General features: G+C 65.9%; 18 protein-coding genes. 4 read left to right on the forward strand and 14 right to left on the reverse strand.

Going from position 1 to position 19,232, the window contains the following annotated elements; genetic code table 11:
* Positions 1-266 precede the first annotated feature (266 nt).
* Together ACVILH_RS27485 and ACVILH_RS27490 are read left to right on the forward strand one after the other, a co-directional pair.
* The gene (locus ACVILH_RS27485; protein ID WP_456711844.1) at positions 267-1,235 is read left to right on the forward strand and encodes an IS110 family RNA-guided transposase; all 969 of its coding nucleotides are present in this window, start codon (positions 267-269) and stop codon (positions 1,233-1,235) included.
* A gap of 397 nt (positions 1,236-1,632) precedes the next feature.
* Positions 1,633-1,851 carry a hypothetical protein gene (locus ACVILH_RS27490; protein WP_456715676.1) on the forward strand — a complete coding sequence of 73 codons (219 nt, stop codon included), beginning with the start codon at positions 1,633-1,635 and terminating at the stop codon, positions 1,849-1,851.
* Positions 1,852-1,885: 34 nt separating this feature from the next.
* Here ACVILH_RS27490 and ACVILH_RS27495 read toward each other — a convergent pair whose 3' ends face one another.
* Positions 1,886-3,487, reverse strand: coding sequence for an FAD-binding protein (locus tag ACVILH_RS27495; protein WP_456715677.1), 1,602 nt, complete (start codon positions 3,485-3,487; stop codon positions 1,886-1,888).
* A 1-nt stretch (position 3,488) separates the two neighbouring features.
* Positions 3,489-5,150: an acetolactate synthase large subunit gene (locus ACVILH_RS27500; RefSeq protein WP_456715678.1), complete on the reverse strand. Its 1,662-nt coding sequence runs from the start codon at positions 5,148-5,150 to the stop codon at positions 3,489-3,491.
* Between the two features lie 152 nt (positions 5,151-5,302).
* On the opposite strand from ACVILH_RS27500, the gene ACVILH_RS27505 reads away from it, so the two are divergent.
* Positions 5,303-6,349 carry a LysR family transcriptional regulator gene (locus ACVILH_RS27505; protein ID WP_456715679.1) on the forward strand — a complete coding sequence of 349 codons (1,047 nt, stop codon included), beginning with the start codon at positions 5,303-5,305 and terminating at the stop codon, positions 6,347-6,349.
* Positions 6,350-6,370: 21 nt separating this feature from the next.
* Here ACVILH_RS27505 and ACVILH_RS27510 read toward each other — a convergent pair whose 3' ends face one another.
* From ACVILH_RS27510 to ACVILH_RS27560, 11 genes are all read right to left on the reverse strand, one after another.
* Positions 6,371-6,787 (reverse strand): ACT domain-containing protein, encoded by a 417-nt coding sequence (locus ACVILH_RS27510; protein ID WP_456715680.1) that lies wholly within the window; start codon positions 6,785-6,787, stop codon positions 6,371-6,373.
* A gap of 6 nt (positions 6,788-6,793) precedes the next feature.
* Entirely contained in the window at positions 6,794-7,780 is a 987-nt protein-coding gene (locus ACVILH_RS27515) for a glutathione S-transferase family protein (RefSeq protein ID WP_456715681.1), read from the reverse strand.
* A 153-nt stretch (positions 7,781-7,933) separates the two neighbouring features.
* Positions 7,934-8,980, reverse strand: coding sequence for a DUF2278 family protein (locus ACVILH_RS27520; protein WP_456715682.1), 1,047 nt, complete (start codon positions 8,978-8,980; stop codon positions 7,934-7,936).
* A 150-nt stretch (positions 8,981-9,130) separates the two neighbouring features.
* The gene (gene recO / locus ACVILH_RS27525) at positions 9,131-9,883 is read right to left on the reverse strand and encodes a DNA repair protein RecO (RefSeq protein WP_456715683.1); all 753 of its coding nucleotides are present in this window, start codon (positions 9,881-9,883) and stop codon (positions 9,131-9,133) included.
* A gap of 51 nt (positions 9,884-9,934) precedes the next feature.
* Positions 9,935-10,315 carry a hypothetical protein gene (locus tag ACVILH_RS27530; RefSeq protein WP_456715684.1) on the reverse strand — a complete coding sequence of 127 codons (381 nt, stop codon included), beginning with the start codon at positions 10,313-10,315 and terminating at the stop codon, positions 9,935-9,937.
* A 2-nt stretch (positions 10,316-10,317) separates the two neighbouring features.
* Positions 10,318-11,244 carry a GTPase Era gene (gene era, locus ACVILH_RS27535; RefSeq protein WP_456715685.1) on the reverse strand — a complete coding sequence of 309 codons (927 nt, stop codon included), beginning with the start codon at positions 11,242-11,244 and terminating at the stop codon, positions 10,318-10,320.
* Positions 11,234-12,346, reverse strand: coding sequence for a ribonuclease III (gene rnc, locus ACVILH_RS27540; protein WP_456715686.1), 1,113 nt, complete (start codon positions 12,344-12,346; stop codon positions 11,234-11,236). Before rnc ends, era begins: the two co-directional genes overlap by 11 nt.
* Positions 12,343-13,104, reverse strand: coding sequence for a signal peptidase I (lepB, locus tag ACVILH_RS27545; protein WP_456715687.1), 762 nt, complete (start codon positions 13,102-13,104; stop codon positions 12,343-12,345). The genes rnc and lepB overlap by 4 nt, the downstream gene beginning before the upstream one ends.
* Positions 13,105-13,419: 315 nt before the next feature.
* Positions 13,420-13,839, reverse strand: coding sequence for a holo-ACP synthase (acpS, locus tag ACVILH_RS27550; RefSeq protein ID WP_456715688.1), 420 nt, complete (start codon positions 13,837-13,839; stop codon positions 13,420-13,422).
* Between the two features lie 12 nt (positions 13,840-13,851).
* Positions 13,852-14,613: a pyridoxine 5'-phosphate synthase gene (locus tag ACVILH_RS27555; RefSeq protein WP_456715689.1), complete on the reverse strand. Its 762-nt coding sequence runs from the start codon at positions 14,611-14,613 to the stop codon at positions 13,852-13,854.
* Positions 14,614-14,750: 137 nt separating this feature from the next.
* Positions 14,751-15,890 (reverse strand): FAD-dependent oxidoreductase, encoded by a 1,140-nt coding sequence (locus ACVILH_RS27560; protein WP_456717089.1) that lies wholly within the window; start codon positions 15,888-15,890, stop codon positions 14,751-14,753.
* Positions 15,891-15,933: 43 nt separating this feature from the next.
* On the opposite strand from ACVILH_RS27560, the gene ACVILH_RS27565 reads away from it, so the two are divergent.
* Entirely contained in the window at positions 15,934-16,662 is a 729-nt protein-coding gene (locus tag ACVILH_RS27565; RefSeq protein ID WP_456715690.1) for a TetR/AcrR family transcriptional regulator, read from the forward strand.
* A 98-nt stretch (positions 16,663-16,760) separates the two neighbouring features.
* On the opposite strand, the gene ACVILH_RS27570 is transcribed toward ACVILH_RS27565, so the two are convergent.
* Positions 16,761-19,067 carry a RelA/SpoT family protein gene (locus ACVILH_RS27570; protein WP_456715691.1) on the reverse strand — a complete coding sequence of 769 codons (2,307 nt, stop codon included), beginning with the start codon at positions 19,065-19,067 and terminating at the stop codon, positions 16,761-16,763.
* Between the last annotated feature and the right edge of the window lie 165 nt (positions 19,068-19,232).

A 19,232-nucleotide genomic window follows, 5' to 3' on the forward strand; every position in this document is an offset into this window, starting at 1 on the left:
CACGCCAAGAGCGCGCTGCGAGCCGACAGGCCACCGCTCCCCGCCTCGCGTGTCGTGACGATCGCGCGCAACGCCCCTTGTGTTCAGAAATTCTGTCAGAATGTGCGAACGGGCGGTTCTCGCAAAACCGCCCGTCGCTGGATCTGAGCCCGTAACGCCCCAAACGCGGCAGAGCCTGTATCAGAGCGAGGGACAGCTCCGGTGATCTTCCTCAACCCGAACAGTTGCAAGGGCTTCGAGCCCATACAAGGCAAGGAAGGGAGTGGATGATGACACAGATCGCAAATGGTGTCGCTGGTATCGATGTGGCCAAGGACAAGGTGGACGGCTGCATTCGGAAACTCGGAGTACGGCAGACATTCCCGAGCAGTTCGCTTGGGCATCGCCAGTTGGTGGCCTTGCTTCGCAAGCACAAGGTGACCAAGGCCGTCATGGAGGCCAGCGGCGGCTATGAGCGCGAATGGGCCAAGGCGCTGCGCGAGGCCGGGATAGAGGTGCGGATCGTTGATCCCAAACGGGTTCGCAGCTTCGCCTTGTCGGCGGGTCGACTGGCGAAGAACGACACGATAGACGCAGAGATGATCGCCTGGTTCGCCGAGACGTTCGACGAGGCACCGAGCCAGATCTACGATGCTGCACGCGAGGAACTGGCGGGGCTGGTGAAAGCGCGCAAGAATCTGATGGATCTGAAAACCCGTTTGCAGAACCAGACCGAGCATGTTGTGCCGGGATTGGCGCAGAAGGCCCATTCCCAGGTGTTGAAGACGCTCGCGGCTCAGATTGCGAAGCTCGAGGCTGCGATCTTCGCCAGGGTCAAGGCGACGCCGGAATTTGCCGAGCGCGCCGAGATCATTGAAAGTGTGCCGGGGCTTGCCGTCATGACCTCCGCGCTCCTCATCGCAGGAGCGCCGGAACTCGGCAAGGTGAGTGATAGGATCGCCGCTGCCCTGATCGGTGTTGCCCCTTACGACGACGACAGCGGCAAGCGCCGAGGCGAGCGCCACATCAAGGGAGGTCGGCGCTGGGTGAGAAACGGCCTGTTCCTTCCCTGCCTCGGAGCAGCGACGCAGCATAATCCGGTGCTCAAGACCTACTATGAACACCTCATCGCCAAGGGCAAAGAGCCGAAAGTTGCCCTCATCGCCTGTATGCGCAAGCTGATCATCATCCTCAACACGATGATCGCCCGCGGCGAAAAATGGAATCCCAAGCAGCCGCGCGTTGCGATGAGCTGATCGAGCGCCACATGCGCTCGGTTCACGACCGAGCGCATGCCAAGCCAACAGGACGGCGAGCGGACGGGGTCAAGGCCTTCAGCCGCCGAAGGCGGGGGCGCGTCTCGCGCCAGCCTTGAGGCCGGCCGTTCGCCGGCCTACCTCAAAAGCACAGTTGCTCGAAGTGAGGCGGGATGCGCGGAAACATCGTCCTGATTTGCCCGACGACACAAGCCGAAGCCGCTGCGGCAGATTGGCTCGACGGGCAGTTTGCGCATGGGACCCACGCGTTTCTGCATATCCGAAGCCCCATAATGCGGGAACCGGGCTGCGGCGCGGCGCGTTGCTGATTTGTCGAGCATCGCAGCGTACCGCGTCATCGATCATCAGCCGAAGCCCTTGCTGCGGATAGCTTGCCATGAAGGATTTCTCAGACGCTGCCTTCTCACCCGACGTGATTGCGCTGATGACGCAGGCGCTCGACAGCGCGATTGCTTCGCTGCCGGAGCCTGTCAGCTCGACCAACGTCACGCTGCTTGCCGAATCCGTCCTGCGCACCGCCAAGACCGGCGAGCGCGATCCGGCGGTCATGCAACGACTGGCGCTGATCGAGCTGCAGATCATGCCGCGGGTGTAGGTGCAGGAGAGGCTTTCCGTCGCCGCAGCGCGCGTCACATCGCGCGCACCGCCGCTCTTGCCGTGAGAACGCAGCCCGGCAGAAACGTGCCCTCCAGCGAGCGCTTGCCGGACGCACCGCCGCCGCCGAAGCCTGCGGCTTCGCCGACGGCGTAGAGACCCTTGATCGGGCTGCCGGCCGCATCGAGCACGCGGCTGTGCAAATCGGTCCTGAGGCCGCCGAGGCTCTTGCGGGTGATGAGCTGCATATGGATCGCGATGTACGGCCCTGCCCCGCTCATCTGCAGTGGCGCCGGCTTGCAGGTGCGAAGCTTGTCCGGCCCCCATTGCCGCGCGTGCAGGATGCGGCGGATCTGGTCGTCGTTGTGCAGCTTGTCGCCGTTCGCGAAGTTGGCGTCGAACGCGTCGGCGGTGGCCTGCAACACATCGGGCTTCACGTCATCGGTGCCGGTGAGCGCATTCATCTTGGCCGCAAGACCGGCGAGCGTGTCATCCACGAGGAAGTGCCGGCTCTCCTGCTGCATCTGCCGGATCAAACGATGATTGCCGAGCAGCGTCTCCTTGAGGAACAGCGGCGTCTGCCGCTCGCGGATGCGCAGATTGTGCTCGGCGCCTGAGATGGCGAACTCCTTGGCGGCGATGCGCCAGTTGAGGAGATGCCACGTATACGGCTTCTCCTGCGCGGCGACGCGCTGGCAGAGATCGTGGGTATCGAAGCCGGTGACGAGCGGCGCGGGGCCGATGCGCTCGCCGCGATGGTTGAGCCACAGCGCCGATTTGCACGGCACCAGCGACAGGCCATGGCCGTCGAAATGCGGGAACGGATGCGGGATGCCGGCGGCGTAGTTCCACATTTCGCCGGCGTGGGTGATCTCGGCACCCAGCGTCTCGGCCGCATGGTGATGCAGCCTGCCGTCGGCGAACGGATGGGCGCCGTTGAGCATCGAGGCCGGCAGCGGCCGTCCCTTCACCCAATTGGCGCGCGCCTCCTCATGACTGCCATTGATGCCGCCCATCGCCAGCACCGTCAGCGGCGCGGCGATGCGGATCTCGGCGCCAGTCTCCTCGTTGATCGCAACCACGCCGGACACGGCTCCGCCAGCACGGTCCAGGCTGACCACGCGATGACGGTGCAGCACCGTCAATCGGCCGCCTCTGTCAGCGGCGCGCATGGCGGCGATCATCACGCGGGTCAGCCGCTGCGAGGTGCCCCAAACGATATGATAGCGCGGCAGCGCATTGCCGTCGCCGTTGAGGCCGCGCTCGACCCAGTTCACGGCGGGCATGAAGGTCACGCCATGCGACGACAGCCAATCGTAGACCTCGCTGCGGGAATGCTCGACGTAGTAGCGGGCCCATTGCAGCGGCGAGTGCTCGCTTGCATCGAGCTCGCCGAACCTGATCCAATCGCGCAGCGCGATCTCCGGCGTGTCCGGAATCTTCATCCGCGCCTGCAAGGGCGTGCCGACCAGCGCCATGCCGCCGAACGCCCACAGCGCCAGCCCGCCGAAGCGCTCCGGCGTGTCGCGATCGACGATCACGACCGACTTGCCGGCGCGCAACGCCTCGAGCGCGGTGACGATGCCGGCGAGGCCGCCGCCGGCGATGACGACATCGGCTTGCCGCATCGCGCTCATCTCACGGCGCCAGCTTGCGCTTGAGCATGCGCGCCATCGGCAGCGGCATGCGGTCGAGCGATCCCAGGAGATGCGGCAGCAGCTTCAGCTTGAGGCCGCTCAGCGCCGGCGGCACCATCGCCTCGATCAGATGCGGCCCCGGCCGCTCCAGCGCGCCCTTCAGCGCGCAGGTGAATTCGTCGGGCGTGCTGACGCGGGTCGCGCGCACGCCCATGCCGTCGGCGATCTGCGCGAGCTTCAGCACCGGACCGTGCAGGTCGAGCTGCGCCTTCGCCTTCGGCCCGATCTCCTCGGCGCCGACGCGCTCGAGCTCGACATTGAGCACGGAGTACGAGGCGTTGTTGAAGATGATGGCGGTGACATTGAGCCGCTCGCGCGCGATCGTCCACAGCGATTGGATCGTGTACATCGAGCTGCCGTCGCCGATCAGCGCGATCACCGGACGATCGGGACAGGCGATCGCTGCCCCGATCGCGTTCGGCAGCCCCTGCCCGATGGCGCCCCCGGTCAAGGTGATCAGATCATGCCGCGGCGCGCCGGCGGTGAATTTGGGCAGCATCAAGCCGGAGCTGATCGCCTCGTCGACGACGATGGCGTTCTCCGGCAGGAGGTGACCGACGGCCTTGCAGACCTTCTCCGCCGTCAGCTTCTTGCCGCGCGGCCGGCCGGGCCGCCACGGCGCCGACAGCTCCGGCGTTTCGCCGTCAGCCCCGAGGGCCTTGGCGAGCCGGGCCAGACTGCATTCGGCGGCCTGCGCCGGGGTCGACAAGGTTACGACCTTGCAGCCGTCATGCGGCAGATAGCTGCGCTTGCCGGGATAGGCGAAGAACGACACCGGCGCCTTGGCATCGACCAGGATCAGCGTGTCGATCTCCTTGAGCTGGACCTGCGCCATCTCGGCGAGATAGGCGATCCGCTCGACCTGCGGCAGGCCGGCGCCGCGCTCCATGCGCGTCGGGAACGTCTCGGCGAACACCTTCACGTCACAGGCGGCGGCGATGCGCGCGGCCCACAGCAGCGACGCCTCATGCAGCGCCGTGCCGCCGAGCAGCAACGCGCTGCGGCCGCCCGCTTTGATCGTGTCGGCGACGGCTTGCACGGTCGCATCATCGGCGGCCGGCGGACGCTCGATCTCCGGGCCCGGCTCGGGCACACCGCCCTCGCCCCAGGACACGTCGGCGGGCAGGATCAGGGTCGCGACCTGGCCTGGCCAGGAGCACGCCGCCTTCACCGCCGCCACCGCATCACGGCACAGCTCCGACGTCACCTGCGAGGTCCAGACGAAGCCCGGCGAAACGTTGCGCGCGACGGTCTCGATGTCCGATTGCAACTGCGCGTCGTACTGGACGTGATAGGTGGCGTGATCGCCGACGATGTTGACCACGGGCACCTTGCCCTTGCGTGCATTGTGCAGGTTGGCAAGGCCGTTGCCGAGGCCGCAGCCGAGATGCAGCAGCGTCGCCGCGGGCATGCCGGTCATGCGGGCGTAGCCGTCGGCCGCTCCGGTCGCCACGCCTTCGAACAGGCACAGCACGGCGCGCATCTCAGGGGCGGAATCCAGCGCCGCGACGAAATGCATCTCAGACGTGCCGGGATTGGTGAAGCAGACCCGAATGCCGGAATTGACCAGGGTCCGGATCAGAGCTTGTGCGCCATTCGGCATGAAAAGCCTCTTAGTGGGCGACGCCATGACTCGAGCGCGAGCCGATCGGCTTCGCTCCGGCGTTCCCCGCAATTTGTTTCGGCCATTGTGGGGTTGACCGTCCCAGAAATCCAATGAATTGTTATGGCAGGATCAATGAGCTGGGATCATCGATGCACACGCCGACCCTGCGGCAGTTGCAGAAGCTGGTCTACCTGGCGGAGGAGCGGCATTTCGCCCGGGCCGCCAAGCGCGCGCACGTCACGCAGTCAGCGCTGAGCCGCAGCTTGCAGAGCTTGGAGGACAGCGCGGGGATGCGGCTGTTCGACCGCAGCTCGCGCTCGGTCGAGATCACCGCGATCGGCGAGCGGCTGGTGGCGCGCGCCCGCGCGCTGCTGTCGGGCGCCGACGATCTCGGCCGCGAGATGCGGCTGCTGCGCTCGGGAGATGCCGGCGAGGTGACGGTCGGCGTCGGCGCGTTCACGGGCCTGACGCTGCTGCCGGACGCCATGGCACAACTGTATGCGGACCATCCGTCGGTGCGCCTGACGGTGGTGCAGGACAATTGGCGCGCTCTCATGGAGGTGCTGCAACAGGGCAAGCTCGATTTCTTCCTGGCGCACACCACCGAGATCCGCGCCGATGACAGCCTCGAGATCGAGCCGCTCGGCAGCCTGCCCGGACATTTCTACTGCCGGGCCACGCATCCCCTGGCCGGCCGGCGAGAGCTTTCGGCGCGCGATCTTGCCGGCCAGCATTTCGCCTCCGTCGCTCTGCCGCCGGAATTCAGCCGGCGGCTGGATGCGTTGATCGCAGCGCCCGGGGGACACGGCTTCGAGGTTGCGCTCGAATCCGAGAATGCCGGCCTGCTGGTGCAGATGGCGCTGCGCTCGGACGTCATTCTCGTCGCCGGCGATGCGGTTCTCACCCAGGAGCTTGGCTCCGGCCAGTTGGTTCGACTCAACATAGCTGAACTCAGAGAGCCGCGCGCGTCGGACCTGCTGCTGGCGCAGTTCGGCATCCTGCGGCTGAAAGGCCGGACGCTGTCGCCGGCGGCGATGATGCTGATGGACCTGGTGCGGGCGCAGGCCGCGCGAACGCTGACGGGACCGCGCCGGCCGCCCGCTCCCCGCGCCGCACGGACCACGCCGCGATCTCGGCCGGCCCCGCGCAAGAAGCCGCCCGCAGCGAGACGCCGGCACGGCAGGGGCAAAGCCTGACCGCGGTGCCGATCCGCGGACTCACCCCGCGCCGCGGGACATCTCCCGCAGAACGCTCAACGCCTGCTCTGCCTGGGCTTCCGGCACGAACAGGTGATCATGATGAAAGGCCGAGACCGCATTGACGCTGATGCCGGCGACAGCCAGCGCCGTGGTCACGGCGGCGAGGAAGCCCACCGCGTCGAGCGCGGAGTGCACGGATAGCGTGATCAGTCGGGCGGCGAACTGATAGCTCAGCCCGGCCTGCTCGGCCTCCTCGCGCCGGACGATCAGCGTCACGCCTTCACGCTCACGAAACAGCATCAATGGCGTCAGCGTGGCGGGAGGATCGTCGCCGGCAGCAAGGCTGCAGAACACGAAGACTCCCTCCTGCAACTCGGGCGTCATCTTCAGCAGCAACGCGTCGAGGTTACGCTCCCCTGGTAATTCCCCTGCCATGGCCGTTCAGGATTTGGCGAGCCGCTCGCGGCCATGCGGCGCGGTGAAGTCCTGCTCCGGTCCGACCGGGACGATCCCGGTGGGATTGATGGTGCGATGGCTCTCGTAGTAGTGGCCCTTGATGTGCTGGAAATTCACCGTCGCGGCGATTCCCTGCCGTTGGTAGAGATCGCGCGTATAGGCTGACAGATTCGGATAGTCGGCGATGCGGCGGATGTTGCATTTGAAGTGGCCGACATAGACGGCATCGAAGCGGATCAGGGTCGTGAACAGCCGGATGTCAGCCTCGGTCAGGGCATCGCCGAGCAGGAAGCGGCGCGTCGCCAGCCGCTCCTCCAGCCAGTCAAGCGTGGCGAACAGCGGACCGATCGCCTCCTCATAGGCGGCTTGCGTCGTCGCGAAGCCGCATTTGTAGACGCCGTTGTTGAGCGTGTCGTAGACTCGCGCATTGATCGCGTCGATCTCGGCGCGCTGGGCTTGCGGATAGTAATCGCCGGGCGTTGCTCCGATACCGTCGAAGGCCGCGTTCAGCATCCGGATGATCTCGGAGGACTCGTTGTTGACAATGGTCCGCTGTGCCTTGTCCCACAGCACGGGCACCGTCACGCGGCCGGAGTAACGCGGATCGGCCGCGGTATAGACCTGATGCAGGACCTCGGCATGATTGATCCCATCAGCGACCACGCCGGGACCGTCGGCAAAGGTCCACCCCTGCTCGCGCATCAGCCAATGCACGACGGAGACGGAGATCATCTCCTCGAGCCCCTTCAGCGCGCGCATGATCAGTGTGCGGTGCGCCCAGGGACAGGCCAGGCTGACATAGAGATGATAGCGCCCGGCCTCCGCCTTGAAGCCCCCGCTGCCGCTTGGACCCGGGCTGCCGTCTGGCGTCACGAAGCTGCGGAAGGCCGAGTCCTTGCGGATGAAGCGGCCGCCGGAGGCGGCCGTGTCATACCAGACGTCGTGCCATTGGCCGTCGACCAGAAGTCCCATCACGCTCTCCTCGGCATCAGCGCCGCGCGGAAGCCGGACTGTGCTCCCTCATGGATCGGCGACTGCATCAGAGGAGTACACGCCGGCCAGCCCCGGCGCCAGGGCGCCGCGCCCCGCGTCCTGTCGACCAGGACACGGGGCGCGAGGCGCGGCTCAGGACTGGAACGGAATGGTGCGGCCCGGCTGCGCCGCCTGCTCGCGCGTATAGGACACGCCGTGCACCTTGACGCCCGCAGCGTTCAACAGCGTGATGATGCCGCCCTTGTTGGACAGCGCCACCGGCGCGGTGACCGGAACAACCATGGTCGCGCCGCGCGCGATCGTGCCGGTCAGCCGCATGGCGTTCTTCTGCTTGTCCTTGATCTGCCAACCGTCGAGATCGATGTCGACATCGGCGGTGTTGAGCAGCGTCACCGTCTCGTGCTCCGGCGTGCGCACGTCGTTGACATAGGCCGCGATGATGCGCACCAGCCCGTCGGGCACGTCGAGCGGCGGAATGTGGTCGCGGTCGGGCGGCGTATGCGGCGCTTCCGGATGATCGGGATCCCGGGGCAGAATGACCTCTCCGCTGGCATCGTCGGAATGCCAGGCCTGGGTCTGGAATTTCAGGAAGATCGCCACCCATTGCTGCTGATCGGGAAACTCGAAGATCAGCCCGCCGTCCTGCCATGGACCATTGTCCTTGGCGAATTTGCCTGGCGGATTGCCCTGATTGAAATGGATGTCGTGGATGCCGCGGCCGGGCCTGAAACCGAAATAGCGGTCGGCCTTGTCCTCCGGTCCCCAGGCGATGCCGAAAGCGTAGATGAACGCATTCTCGTCCGACATCGCACGCTGCACGTAAGCGTCGATCTTCTCGTTGAGATCGTTATCGGGACCGGCCGCCGACAGCGGCAGCGGCTTCAGCTCCCAAGGCTGCATCAGGTTGCCGCGGATGAAGTCGAGCGCCACGCCGCCGGGCTTGCTCGCCAGCGGATGCAACCCTTCCGAAAAATCCTTCAGGCCATCGACGATCGGATGCTCGAAACGCGAGCGGACCAGGAATTCGACTTCGCTGCCGTCCTGCGAGCGCACGTTGATGGCGATGCGATAAAGCTCCCCGTCAGCGGAGACCTGCACCTGATAGTGCGGGCTGCTTCCCGTCGCGAGACGGTTGCCGATGGGCCTTCCCTTCAGAAGCGAATAGTCCTTCAAAGGCATGGTCGTCTCCCCGTTTGCCCGTGGGCGTTGCGATCACGGCGCCTGGACGCCGGCCGGGATGTCTGTCCCGGGGCGCAAGACTACAACCACTCTCCAGACGAGACTGTGAAGGAAATCACGCGTGCTGCGTGCTCGCCGCGTTGCGGCAGCTCACTCCGCCGGCCGCGCCAAACGGGCCCGGGCGCGCATCATCGCATTGATGAAGCCCTCGCGCGCATCGGAATGGCCCTGTCCGCGCGGCTCGAGCACATGGCGCAGCAGGAACATCCCGGTGAGGCGGAAGCCGTCGATCAGATCCTGGTCGGACCAGCCATGGTCCTCGTCGCTGCCGCGGAGGAATTGCGGTAAGGGCAGCAGCCGGTCGGCCCAGGGGGCACCGGCGCTGCGGGACACCGCTCCGCCGGACTTCGGCGAGACATAGATCAGATCGGTGGTCTCGCCTGTCGCGGCACAGGAGTCGAGATCGAGCCCGAAGCCGAGCTCGGTGAGAATCGCAAGCTCGAAGCGCACGATATGGGCGGCGGCGCCGCCGGCGTCGGCGAAATCGTCGAGCGCCTGCTCCAGCCTGACATACATGTCCTCGTGGGGATCGCGCTCCGGCAACAGCCGCGCCAGCGACGCCAGATGCGTGACCCCATAGGCGCCGTGCGAGGCCGACATCAGATCGGCCGCGCGCAGGGTCAGCCCGTCGATCGCGTACATGCCGAGATGCTCGTCGAGCCGCGCCCGCCAGATCGCGCGCACCGTATTACCCGGCTGCAGCACCGGCCGCATCCGCTTGCCGCTCGCCCCACGGACCAGGCCGAGATGCCGGCCATGCTCGCGCGTCAAGAGCTCGACGACGGCGGAGGATTCGCCGTGACGCCGGAGGCCGAGCACGATGCCGTCATCGGTCCATTCCATGACGCAAACGGTCTCCAGGAGCCGCGCAACAGCAACCGAACGTAGGATCAGCTACGCGTCGAACCAGCCGCGCGCGTCGCCGGTGAACGAGTAATACAGGCCGATCGTGGTCAGCGCGCAGGAGATGACCTCGATGCCGGCGTCGAGCGTCATGCCCTTCTGGCTGACGACCTCGATCAGCCCGATGTCGGACAGGACCAGCGCGCCGAGCAGCACCCAGCGCGGCCAGTTCTTGCGCCGCTGCGCCGCCAGATAGACGAAATAGAACAGCAGCAGGATCATGACCCCGCTGAAGATGGTCTGCTGCGCGATCATGGATTCGGTCATCTCGTAGGTCGGCGTCCGGTCCGACACGGCAACCGACAGCGCATCCAGCATCAAGGAGATGTAGAGCAGGACTTCGAACCACAACACGTTGCGCGGCACGCTCATCGTCATTCCCTGGGGAACTCGAGCCCCATCTCCCGGTAGCGGTCGGGATCGTCACCCCAGTTCTCACGCACCTTCACGAACAGGAACAGGTGCACCGGCACGCCGGTGATCTCGGCGATCTCCTTGCGCGACTGGGCGCCGATCGACTTGATCGTCGCACCGCCCTTGCCGAGCACGATCTTGCGCTGACTGTCGCGCTCCACGAAGATCGTCTGCTCGATGCGGATCGAGCCGTCCTTGCGCTCGGTCCAGCTGTCGGTCTCGACCGTGGACTGATACGGCAGCTCCTGATGCAGATGCGAATAGATCTTCTCGCGGGTGATCTCGGCCGCGAGGTGCCGCATGGGCGCATCCGACATCTGGTCTTCGGGATAGTGGAACGGCCCCGGCGGCACCATCTCCGCCAGCGCGCGCCGGAGATCGTCGACGCCGTCGCCTGAGATCGCCGAGATCATGAAGGTGCGCGCGAAGGAGAGCTTCTCGTTGGCCGCCGCAACCAGCGCCAGCAGCTTCTCGCGCGGCACCAGGTCGACCTTGTTGACCACCAGAATCTTCTCATGCGCGACCGCGGACGCCTTGTCGATGATCGCCAGCGCCTCGTCGTCGAGGCCCTTCTTGGCGTCGAGCAGCACGCAGACGAGATCGGCGTCATGCGCGCCGCTCCAGGCTGTCGTGACCATGGCGCGGTCGAGCCTGCGCTTCGGCGAGAAGATGCCGGGCGTGTCGACCAGGATGATCTGCGACTGGCCTTCGATGACGATGCCGCGGATCAGCGCGCGCGTCGTCTGCACCTTGCGCGAGACGATCGTGACCTTGGAGCCGACCAGCGCATTGACGAGGGTCGACTTGCCGACATTGGGGGCGCCGATCAGCGCGACGAAACCGCAGCGCGTCGCGGCCGCCGGCCCGGCCTGTTGCTCAGCCGTCATTGCTGCCGCCGCTGACGCCTTCGCGTTCGATCATGACGGATGCTGCCACCTTCTCTGCCGCGCGCTTGGAGCCGCCGACGCCTTCGGCCGACTCCAGGCCGGGCAAATCGACGGCGACGCGGAATTGCGGATCGTGATGCGGACCGGTGCGCTCGACCTCGCGATAGACGGGCGTCGGCAGTCCTTTGCCCTGGGCCCACTCCTGCAGCACGGTTTTGGGATCGCGCAGCGGACGCCGCGGCTTGCGCATGCGCTCGGTCCAGTTGCGCTCGACGAAGCCCGCAGCGGCCGTGTAGCCGCCGTCGAGGAAGATCGCGCCGATCACCGCTTCGCAGACGTCGCCCAGCACCGATTTGCGCAGCCGCGCGCCGGCACCGGCGCCGACCGCGCCGAGCTTGATGTCGTCGAGCAGGCCGAGCGACTTGGCAACGTCGGCGCAGCTCTCCTTGCGGACGAGGTCGGCCAGGCGCTTCGACAGCTCACCCTCATCGGCGCTCGGAAACGAGCGATACAGCATGTCCGAGACGATCAGGCCGAGCACGTGGTCGCCGAGGAACTCGAGCCGCTGATAGCTGTCGCCGCGCTTCTTGGAGGATTTCAGCGCCGAGACATGGGTGAAGGCGGTGCTGAGCAGCGACGGATCGGCAAAGCGGTGGCCGATGCGGGCCTCGATCGCGGCGTTGGCCGCCTTCTCAGCCCCCTTGGCGCTCTTCGCAGCGCCGCTCCCGGCGCTCTTGGTGCGACGGCCCTTGCCCTTGCCTGTCTTCTCATTGGAATCGGTCCCGGCGTCTGGCGCCGCGATCTCCGGCCCCTGCTCCGCGGCAGCCCCGTTCACTTCGACACTGCCGGGCTTCGCGTCCGGCTTCGCCTCGGTCTTGGGCTCGATCTTGGGCTCGATCTTGGGCTCGATCTTGGCTTCAGTCTTCGCGTCGCTTTTGGCTTCGGACTTGGGCTCTATCTTAGCCTCAGCCCTGGCGTCGACCTTCGATTCAGGCTTCGGACGCGACGGGGCTTTCGGCGCGGCCTCGAGGGCGCTCGCACCGGCTTGCGGGCTCGCCGCGGCGGCCTGCGTGGTCCGGATATCGTGTGAGTCGTCGATCATCGCACGATTTTGAACAGACGTTCCCAGCGGATGGACATCGGCCAGCGCCAGAACGCCCAGGCATGCTCGTTCTCCCGGATCGAGAAGAAGATCATCTGGGCGCGGCCGATGATGTTTTCGAACGGCACAAAGCCGACCGCCGCCTGCACGCGGCTGTCGGTCGAATTATCCCGGTTGTCGCCCATCATAAAGAAGTTGCCGGGCGGCACCGTGTAGACGTCAGTATTATCGTAGGGTCCGTGGTCGAAGCAATCCAAGGTCTCGTAGCTGACGCCGTTCGGCAGCGTCTCCTTCCAGCGCTTCACGCGGGCGATCGAGTCCGCCGTGCCGCAGGGATCCTCGCCGACGAAATCTGATAGCCGCTCGCGCTGGACCGGCGCCTCGTTGATGTACAGCAGACCGTCACGCATCTGGATGCGGTCGCCCGGCAGGCCGATCACGCGCTTGATGTAGTCGATCTCGGTGTCCTTCGGCAGCCGGAACACCACGATGTCGCCGCGCTTCGGCTCTGAGCCGAAGATGCGCCCGGAGAAGATGTTGGGCGATTGCGGAATCGAGAAATGGCTGTAGCCGTAGGAATATTTCGAGACGAACAGATAGTCGCCGACCAGCAGCGTCGCCTTCATCGAGCCGGAGGGGATGTTGAAGGGCTGGAACAGGAAGGTGCGGATCACCAGCGCGATCAGGAGGGCATGAACGACGACCCGAACGGTTTCGCCGAGGCCGCTCTCAGTCTTGGTTCCGGAGGTCACGCTCATCGCTCTTTCACTGTCCCTTGGCCAATGTCTCTTGGCGAAGTCTCTGGCGAATGGTCCGAGGATTCGCCAGCCGTTGCATAACACCCCTCCATCCGCGAACAACGTACTGTTCCGCGGCTTAAAGGAGTCTGTCCTGATTCTGGTGGTTAAGGCCAACTCCGGTTTGACCCAGAATCCGCCGCGGTGAAGCCGGTTCGTTCGCTGCGGGTTTTAGACGACTGCGCAGAGCGGCGCAATCAAGGGCAGCATCAAAACTGCATAACCCTATGGAATCGATTGTTTTTTTTGTTTTTGTCACACGGCGCCGGGGCGGCCTCACGCGGGCTCGCTGCGGACCGCCGAGATGATGACGAAGGCCTGCGCCAGCGGCCAGTCATCGGTGATCGACAGGTCGATCCGGGCCTCGTGCCCGGCAGGCGTCAGCGCCTTCAGCCGCTCGGCGGCACCACCCGTGAGTTGCATGGTCGGGCGTCCACCCGGCAGGTTGACCACCCCCATGTCGCGCCACCACACGCCCTGCCGGATACCGGTGCCGAGCGCCTTCGAGCACGCCTCCTTGGCGGCGAAGCGCTTGGCATAGGTGGCGATCACCATCTTCTCGTTCTTGGCCCGCCGCTCGGCCTTGGCGCGCTCGGTGTCAGTGAAGATCCGGTTCAGGAAGCGCTCGCCATGGCGCTCGATCACCTCGCCGACCCGGCGGATGTCGATCAGGTCCGAGCCGATGCCGATGATCATGCGATCACGCTCCTAGACGCCGGCCCGGGCGCGGCCGCGATCCATCGCCACACGCATGCTCCGCACCGTCTCGGCAAGGCCGACGAACAGCGCCTCGCCCATCATGAAGTAGCCGATGTTGAGCTCGCGGATCTCGGGCAGTGTCGCGATCTGCTCGGCGGTGGCGTAATCGAGCCCGTGGCCGGCATGGACCTCCAGCCCCGCGGCATAGGCCTGCCGCGCGCCGGCCACGATGCGCTGCCACTCGGCTTGCGCCTTCTCATGATGGCCGTCGGTGATGGCGTCGCACCAACCGCCGGTGTGGATCTCGATCACGGGCGCGCGCAGCCGTGCGGCCATTTCGATCTGGGCCGGATCGGCGGCGATGAACAGCGAGACCCGGATGCCGGCCTCGCTCAGGCGAGCGATGGCGGGCGCCAGCGCGTTGTGCTGGCCGACCACGTCGAGCCCGCCTTCGGTGGTCAGCTCCTCGCGCCGCTCGGGCACCAGGCAGCAGGCATGCGGACGCGTCGCGAGCGCGATGCGCACCATCTCCTCGGTCGCCGCCATCTCGAAGTTCAGCGGCTTGGAGATCTCGGCCTTGAGCCTCGCCATGTCGTCATCACGGATGTGCCGGCGGTCCTCGCGCAGATGCGCGGTGATGCCGTCGGCGCCGGCCTCGATCGCGAGCAGCGCCGCGCGCACCGGATCCGGCAAGCGGCCGCCCCGGGCATTCCGCAACGTGGCGATGTGGTCGACATTGACGCCGAGGCGCAACGGAAGTGGAGCAGGCATGACAGGCTCGTGGAGGTCTCAGACGTGGATGCCGATCTCTACATCATCTCCCGCCATTATGCCGTAGCGAAAGCTGCAGGGCACCCTTGAATGATCCGGGCCGACTGCGCCGCCGTTCGGATCGCGCCGGCAGGACGTCACGCGCGGGGCACGCGGGCAGCGCCATCGAAGAATTCGACCAGCCCGAAGGGAGCATTGTCGTCGAGGCAAAGTCGCAGCATGGCATGTGCACCCGCGGCGGTCGACTCGCTGCGCGAGAACATCGCCGTTTCGTAGGCGATCAAGGCAGCTTCGATGTCGTCCGGGTTTGCGGCGATCGCCTGAGCAAGCTCGGCGCCATCCAGCATCGCCAGATTTGCGCCATCCCCCGCAGGCGGCATCAGGTGTGCGGCGTCGCCAATCAGCGTCACACCGGGAGCATGCGCCCAGCGATACCCGATCGGCAGCGCATGGAGCATGCGAAGGACCGGCTTGGTCTCACTGCCCGCAATCAGCGCGGTCAGCGCCGGAGACCACCCGTCGAATTCGGCCGCAACCCCCGCGATCGCTGCGCTGGTGTCGTCGAAATCGATGTCGGCAAACCAGTCTGCGGGCCGGGTCAATGCCACGTAGGCGTGCAGCACGTCGCCAGGCTCACGATGCGCCATGATGCCCTGTCCCGGCGCCAACGCAAACAGTGCGCCTTCGCCGACCGCAGCCGCGGCGTCTGCATGACGCCGATCGACGTCATGCAGACGAGTTTCGACGAACGACGTGCCGACATAGCCGGGCTGGACGCCGGAAAGCCGTGACCGAACCTTCGACCAGGCGCCGTCCGCTCCGACGAGGAGATCGGTGTCCACCGTGGCGCCGTCGGAGAAGGTGAGTTGGTGCCGGCCGTCCCCGAGGGATCGGGCGTCGGTGACCTTGCGCCCCCATTGCACGGCTTGCTCCGGCAGCGACTCGAGCAGGATGCGCCTCAGCTCTCCGCGCAGCACCTCGGGACGGCCCTTGAGGCCATCGTCAGGCTGCTCGAACAACAGCCGCCCATCGCGGTCGACCACCCGCGTGGCTGCTTTGCCATGGCAGATCAGATCGACAAACGCATCGAACAGACCGGCCGCCTTCAACGCGAGCTGCCCATCCTCCGCATGGATGTCGAGCAGCCCTCCCTGATCGCGCGCCCCGGCCGCCAGCTCCGCCTCGTACACCGTCGCTGCAATGCCATGAACATGCAGGACCCGCGCAAGAGTGAGACCGCCCAGGCCCGCTCCAACGATCGTGACCCCAGTCATGATAGCTCTCCCTCACGCAATGGAACAACGTTCCACCCAATGAGCATTGGAACGTTATTCCATTTATGTCAAGGTGCTGCGGATGAAGAACAGAACTCAGCAGGGCCGGCGGCGCGCCGAAGCGCTGTCGAAGGCGCAGATCGTGCGGGCCGCGATCGACATTCTCGATCGCGACGGCGAGCATGCCCTGACGTTCCGAGCGCTTGCGGCCAGCCTCAAGACAGGCAGCGGCGCCATCTTCTGGCACGTCGCTGACAAGAGCGATCTGCTGGCTGCGGCGACCGACGAGCTCCTCGCCCGCCTCGTCGCCGAGCCCGACACCGGGACCGAACCAAAGCAAGCGATCCGCGCGGTCGCGCTCGCGTTATTCGACGCGATCGACGCGCACCCCTGGCTCGGCGGCCAGTTGTTTCATGATCCGGCGCAGCCCGCCGCGCTACGGATCTCGGAAATGATCGGCCGCTGCGTCCAGGCGCTCGGCGTACCCGAGCGCGCCTTGTTTGATTGCTGGTCCGCGATCGTCAACTACATGCTCGGCGTCGCCGTACAGAACGCGGCCAATGCCCGCGTGGCTCGCTCTGAAGCGGACCGATCTGCCTTTCTGGGCAGCGTTGCGGACCGCTGGGCACATCTCGACCCGACCGAATTTGCCTTTGTCCGGCAGATCTCCGACCGTCTGCGCGACCACGACGATCGGGATCAGTTTCTTGCCGGCATCGACCTCATCCTCGCCGGGATCGAGACCCGCGCGCGGCGATCAGATTCTTCGCGCTAAAGCATGATCCGGACAAGTGCGCAGCGGCTTTCCGGACAGGATCATACGCCAACAACAACCTCAAGCGCGATGACGATTCATCCTGATCTCCTCGCGCCTTAGCCATTCACCCGGTCGACCCGCGCCACGATGGTCTTGGCGCGCAGCTGGTTGATGATCGCCGAGAGATGCTTGAGGTCGTAGACCTCGAGGTCGATCGTCAGCTCGGTGAAGTCAGGCGAGCGGCGGCTCATGCTGATATTGTCGATGTTGCCGTCGTGCTCGGCGATCACGGTCGCGACCTGGGCGAGGCTGCCGGGCTCGTTGACGTTCTCGACCTTGATGCGCGCGGGAAAGCGTTGCGGCGAGGTCTCGTCGACATCCCAGCGCACGTCGAGCCAGCGCTCCGGCTCCTCCTCGAAATCCTTCAGCGCCGGCGACTGGATCGGATAGATCGTGATGCCCTCGCCCGGCGTGACGATGCCGACGATGCGGTCGCCCGGCACCGCGCCACCGTTGGGCGCGAACTTCACCGGCAGGCCGGAATTGAGCCCGCTGATCGGAATCGCGAATGGGCCGCGATGCGGCTCGGCGGCCGGCGACGTCGGCGCCTTCGCCGCGCCCGCCGGCACAGCCGTCTTCTTGGCGCCGTAGCGCACGACGCGCTCTTCCTTGTAGTCCGGATACATCGCGCGCGCGACGTCGGAGGCCTTGATCTCGCCGCGGCCGACCGCAGCCATCACGTCCTCGATCGAGGCGCGCGCCAGGCGCGGCAGCGCGCCCTTCAGCTTGTCATCGGCATATTCGAGCTTGGTGCGCTCGAACAGGCGTTCGACGATGCGCCGGCCGAGACCGGCATATTGATCGCGCACGGCGGTGCGCGTGGCGCGCCGGATCGCTGCCCGCGCCTTGCCGGTGATGGCGAGCGTCTCCCAAGCCGAGGGCGGCGCCGATTGCGCATCCGAGGTCAGCACCTCGACCTCGTCGCCGTTCTGCAGCTCCGAGGACAGCGCTGCGAACTTGCCGTTGATCTTGCAGCCGACCGCGCTGTTGCCGACGTCGGTGTGGACGGCATAGGCGAAGTCGATCACATTCGCGTGGCGCGGCAGCGCAATCAGCTTCCCCTTCGGTGTGAAGCAGAACACCTGATCGTGAAACAGCTCGAGCTTGGTGTGCTCGAGGAACTCCTCGGGGTTCGCGCTCTCCGAGAGGATGCCGATGGTGTGACGCAGCCACGCGAATGCGTTCGATTCGCGCTTCAGCAGCTCGGTCGGCGAGCCGATGTCGTCCTTGTAGAAGGCATGGGCGGCGATGCCGAGCTCGGCAATCTGGTCCATGTCCTCGGTGCGGATCTGCAGCTCGACGCGCTGCTTGCCGGGACCGATCACAGTCGTGTGTATCGAGCGATAGTCGTTCTGCTTGGGCGTCGAGATGTAGTCCTTGAAGCGTCCCGGCACGACCGGCCAGGTGGTATGCACGATACCGAGCGCGCGGTAGCAGGATTCGAGATCCGGCATGATCACGCGGAAGCCGAAGATGTCGGACAGCTGCTCGAAACCGATCGATTTGCGCTCCATCTTGGTCCAGATCGAGAAGGGCCGCTTGCGGCGGCCGAATACGCGCGCGGTCAGGCCATGGTCGCGGAACTTGCGTGCGAGCTGGCTCTCGATCTCGCCGATCAGATTGCGATTGCGATCCGCGAGCGCATCGAGCCGCTGCATGACCACGCCATAGGCCTGCGGATCGAGCGTGCGGAACGAGAGGTCCTCGAGCTCCTCGCGCATCTCCTGCATGCCCATGCGACCGGCAAGCGGCGCATAGATGTCGAGCGTCTCCTCGGCGATGCGGCGGCGCGAGGCCTCCGGCACGAATTCCAGGGTGCGCATGTTGTGCAAGCGATCCGCGAGCTTGACCAGCAACACACGCACATCATCGGCAATCGCCAGCAACAGCTTGCGCAGATTCTCGGCCTGCTTCGCCTCGCGCGAGACCAGCTCGAGGCGCTTCAGCTTCGTGAGCCCCTCGACGAGCGCGCCGATCTCCGGCCCGAAGAAGCGGTCGATCTCGGCACGCGTCGCCTCAGTGTCCTCGATCGTGTCGTGCAACAGCGCCGCGACGATGGTGGCATCGTCCAGCTTCAGGTCGGTCAAAATGGCCGCGACCTCGAGCGGATGGGTGAAATACGGATCGCCGGAGGCGCGGGTCTGCGAGCCGTGCGCCTTCATCGCATACACATACGCGCGGTTGAGCAGATCCTCGTTAGTATCCGGATTGTATGAGCGGACCCGCTCGACGAGATCGTACTGCCGCATCATGCGCGAGCGCGGCTTTGGCGGACGCGGCCGTTCAGCCGGCGGCGGAGGCGCTACCGCGGCCTGATCGGCCGCCGCCTGCATCTGCTGAGGAGTGTGGCCCGGAACCACCATGGAAAATGACTAAACCTTTATCTTTGGGACCGAATCCGCTGACGGCAGGCGATTGCCGCAACGCTATGGTAATCACGAAACGCCGCACAAATGCAAAGGCCCGGACGAGGTCCGGGCCTTCACATTCTCACAAGTTAATCCGGGCTGCGGCCAACGGTGATACGA

Source organism: Bradyrhizobium sp. USDA 4353 (assembly GCF_054063215.1).

What these genes read in the sequence shown, in the direction of transcription:
- ACVILH_RS27505 (WP_456715679.1), top strand. Translation starts at nt 5,303, where the DNA reads ATGCACACGCCGACCCTGCGGCAGTTGCAGAAGCTGGTCTACCTGGCG.
- ACVILH_RS27500 (WP_456715678.1), bottom strand. Translation starts at nt 5,150, where the DNA reads ATGCCGAATGGCGCACAAGCTCTGATCCGGACCCTGGTCAATTCCGGC.
- rnc (WP_456715686.1), bottom strand. Translation starts at nt 12,346, where the DNA reads ATGATCGACGACTCACACGATATCCGGACCACGCAGGCCGCCGCGGCG.
- ACVILH_RS27570 (WP_456715691.1), bottom strand. Translation starts at nt 19,067, where the DNA reads ATGGTGGTTCCGGGCCACACTCCTCAGCAGATGCAGGCGGCGGCCGAT.
- ACVILH_RS27520 (WP_456715682.1), bottom strand. Translation starts at nt 8,980, where the DNA reads ATGCCTTTGAAGGACTATTCGCTTCTGAAGGGAAGGCCCATCGGCAAC.
- ACVILH_RS27490 (WP_456715676.1), top strand. Translation starts at nt 1,633, where the DNA reads ATGAAGGATTTCTCAGACGCTGCCTTCTCACCCGACGTGATTGCGCTG.
- ACVILH_RS27515 (WP_456715681.1), bottom strand. Translation starts at nt 7,780, where the DNA reads ATGGGACTTCTGGTCGACGGCCAATGGCACGACGTCTGGTATGACACG.
- recO (WP_456715683.1), bottom strand. Translation starts at nt 9,883, where the DNA reads ATGGAATGGACCGATGACGGCATCGTGCTCGGCCTCCGGCGTCACGGC.
- ACVILH_RS27530 (WP_456715684.1), bottom strand. Translation starts at nt 10,315, where the DNA reads ATGAGCGTGCCGCGCAACGTGTTGTGGTTCGAAGTCCTGCTCTACATC.
- acpS (WP_456715688.1), bottom strand. Translation starts at nt 13,839, where the DNA reads ATGATCATCGGCATCGGCTCGGACCTGATCGACATCCGCCGGGTCGGC.
- ACVILH_RS27510 (WP_456715680.1), bottom strand. Translation starts at nt 6,787, where the DNA reads ATGGCAGGGGAATTACCAGGGGAGCGTAACCTCGACGCGTTGCTGCTG.
- ACVILH_RS27495 (WP_456715677.1), bottom strand. Translation starts at nt 3,487, where the DNA reads ATGAGCGCGATGCGGCAAGCCGATGTCGTCATCGCCGGCGGCGGCCTC.
- ACVILH_RS27555 (WP_456715689.1), bottom strand. Translation starts at nt 14,613, where the DNA reads ATGCCTGCTCCACTTCCGTTGCGCCTCGGCGTCAATGTCGACCACATC.
- era (WP_456715685.1), bottom strand. Translation starts at nt 11,244, where the DNA reads ATGACGGCTGAGCAACAGGCCGGGCCGGCGGCCGCGACGCGCTGCGGT.
- lepB (WP_456715687.1), bottom strand. Translation starts at nt 13,104, where the DNA reads ATGAGCGTGACCTCCGGAACCAAGACTGAGAGCGGCCTCGGCGAAACC.
- ACVILH_RS27485 (WP_456711844.1), top strand. Translation starts at nt 267, where the DNA reads ATGATGACACAGATCGCAAATGGTGTCGCTGGTATCGATGTGGCCAAG.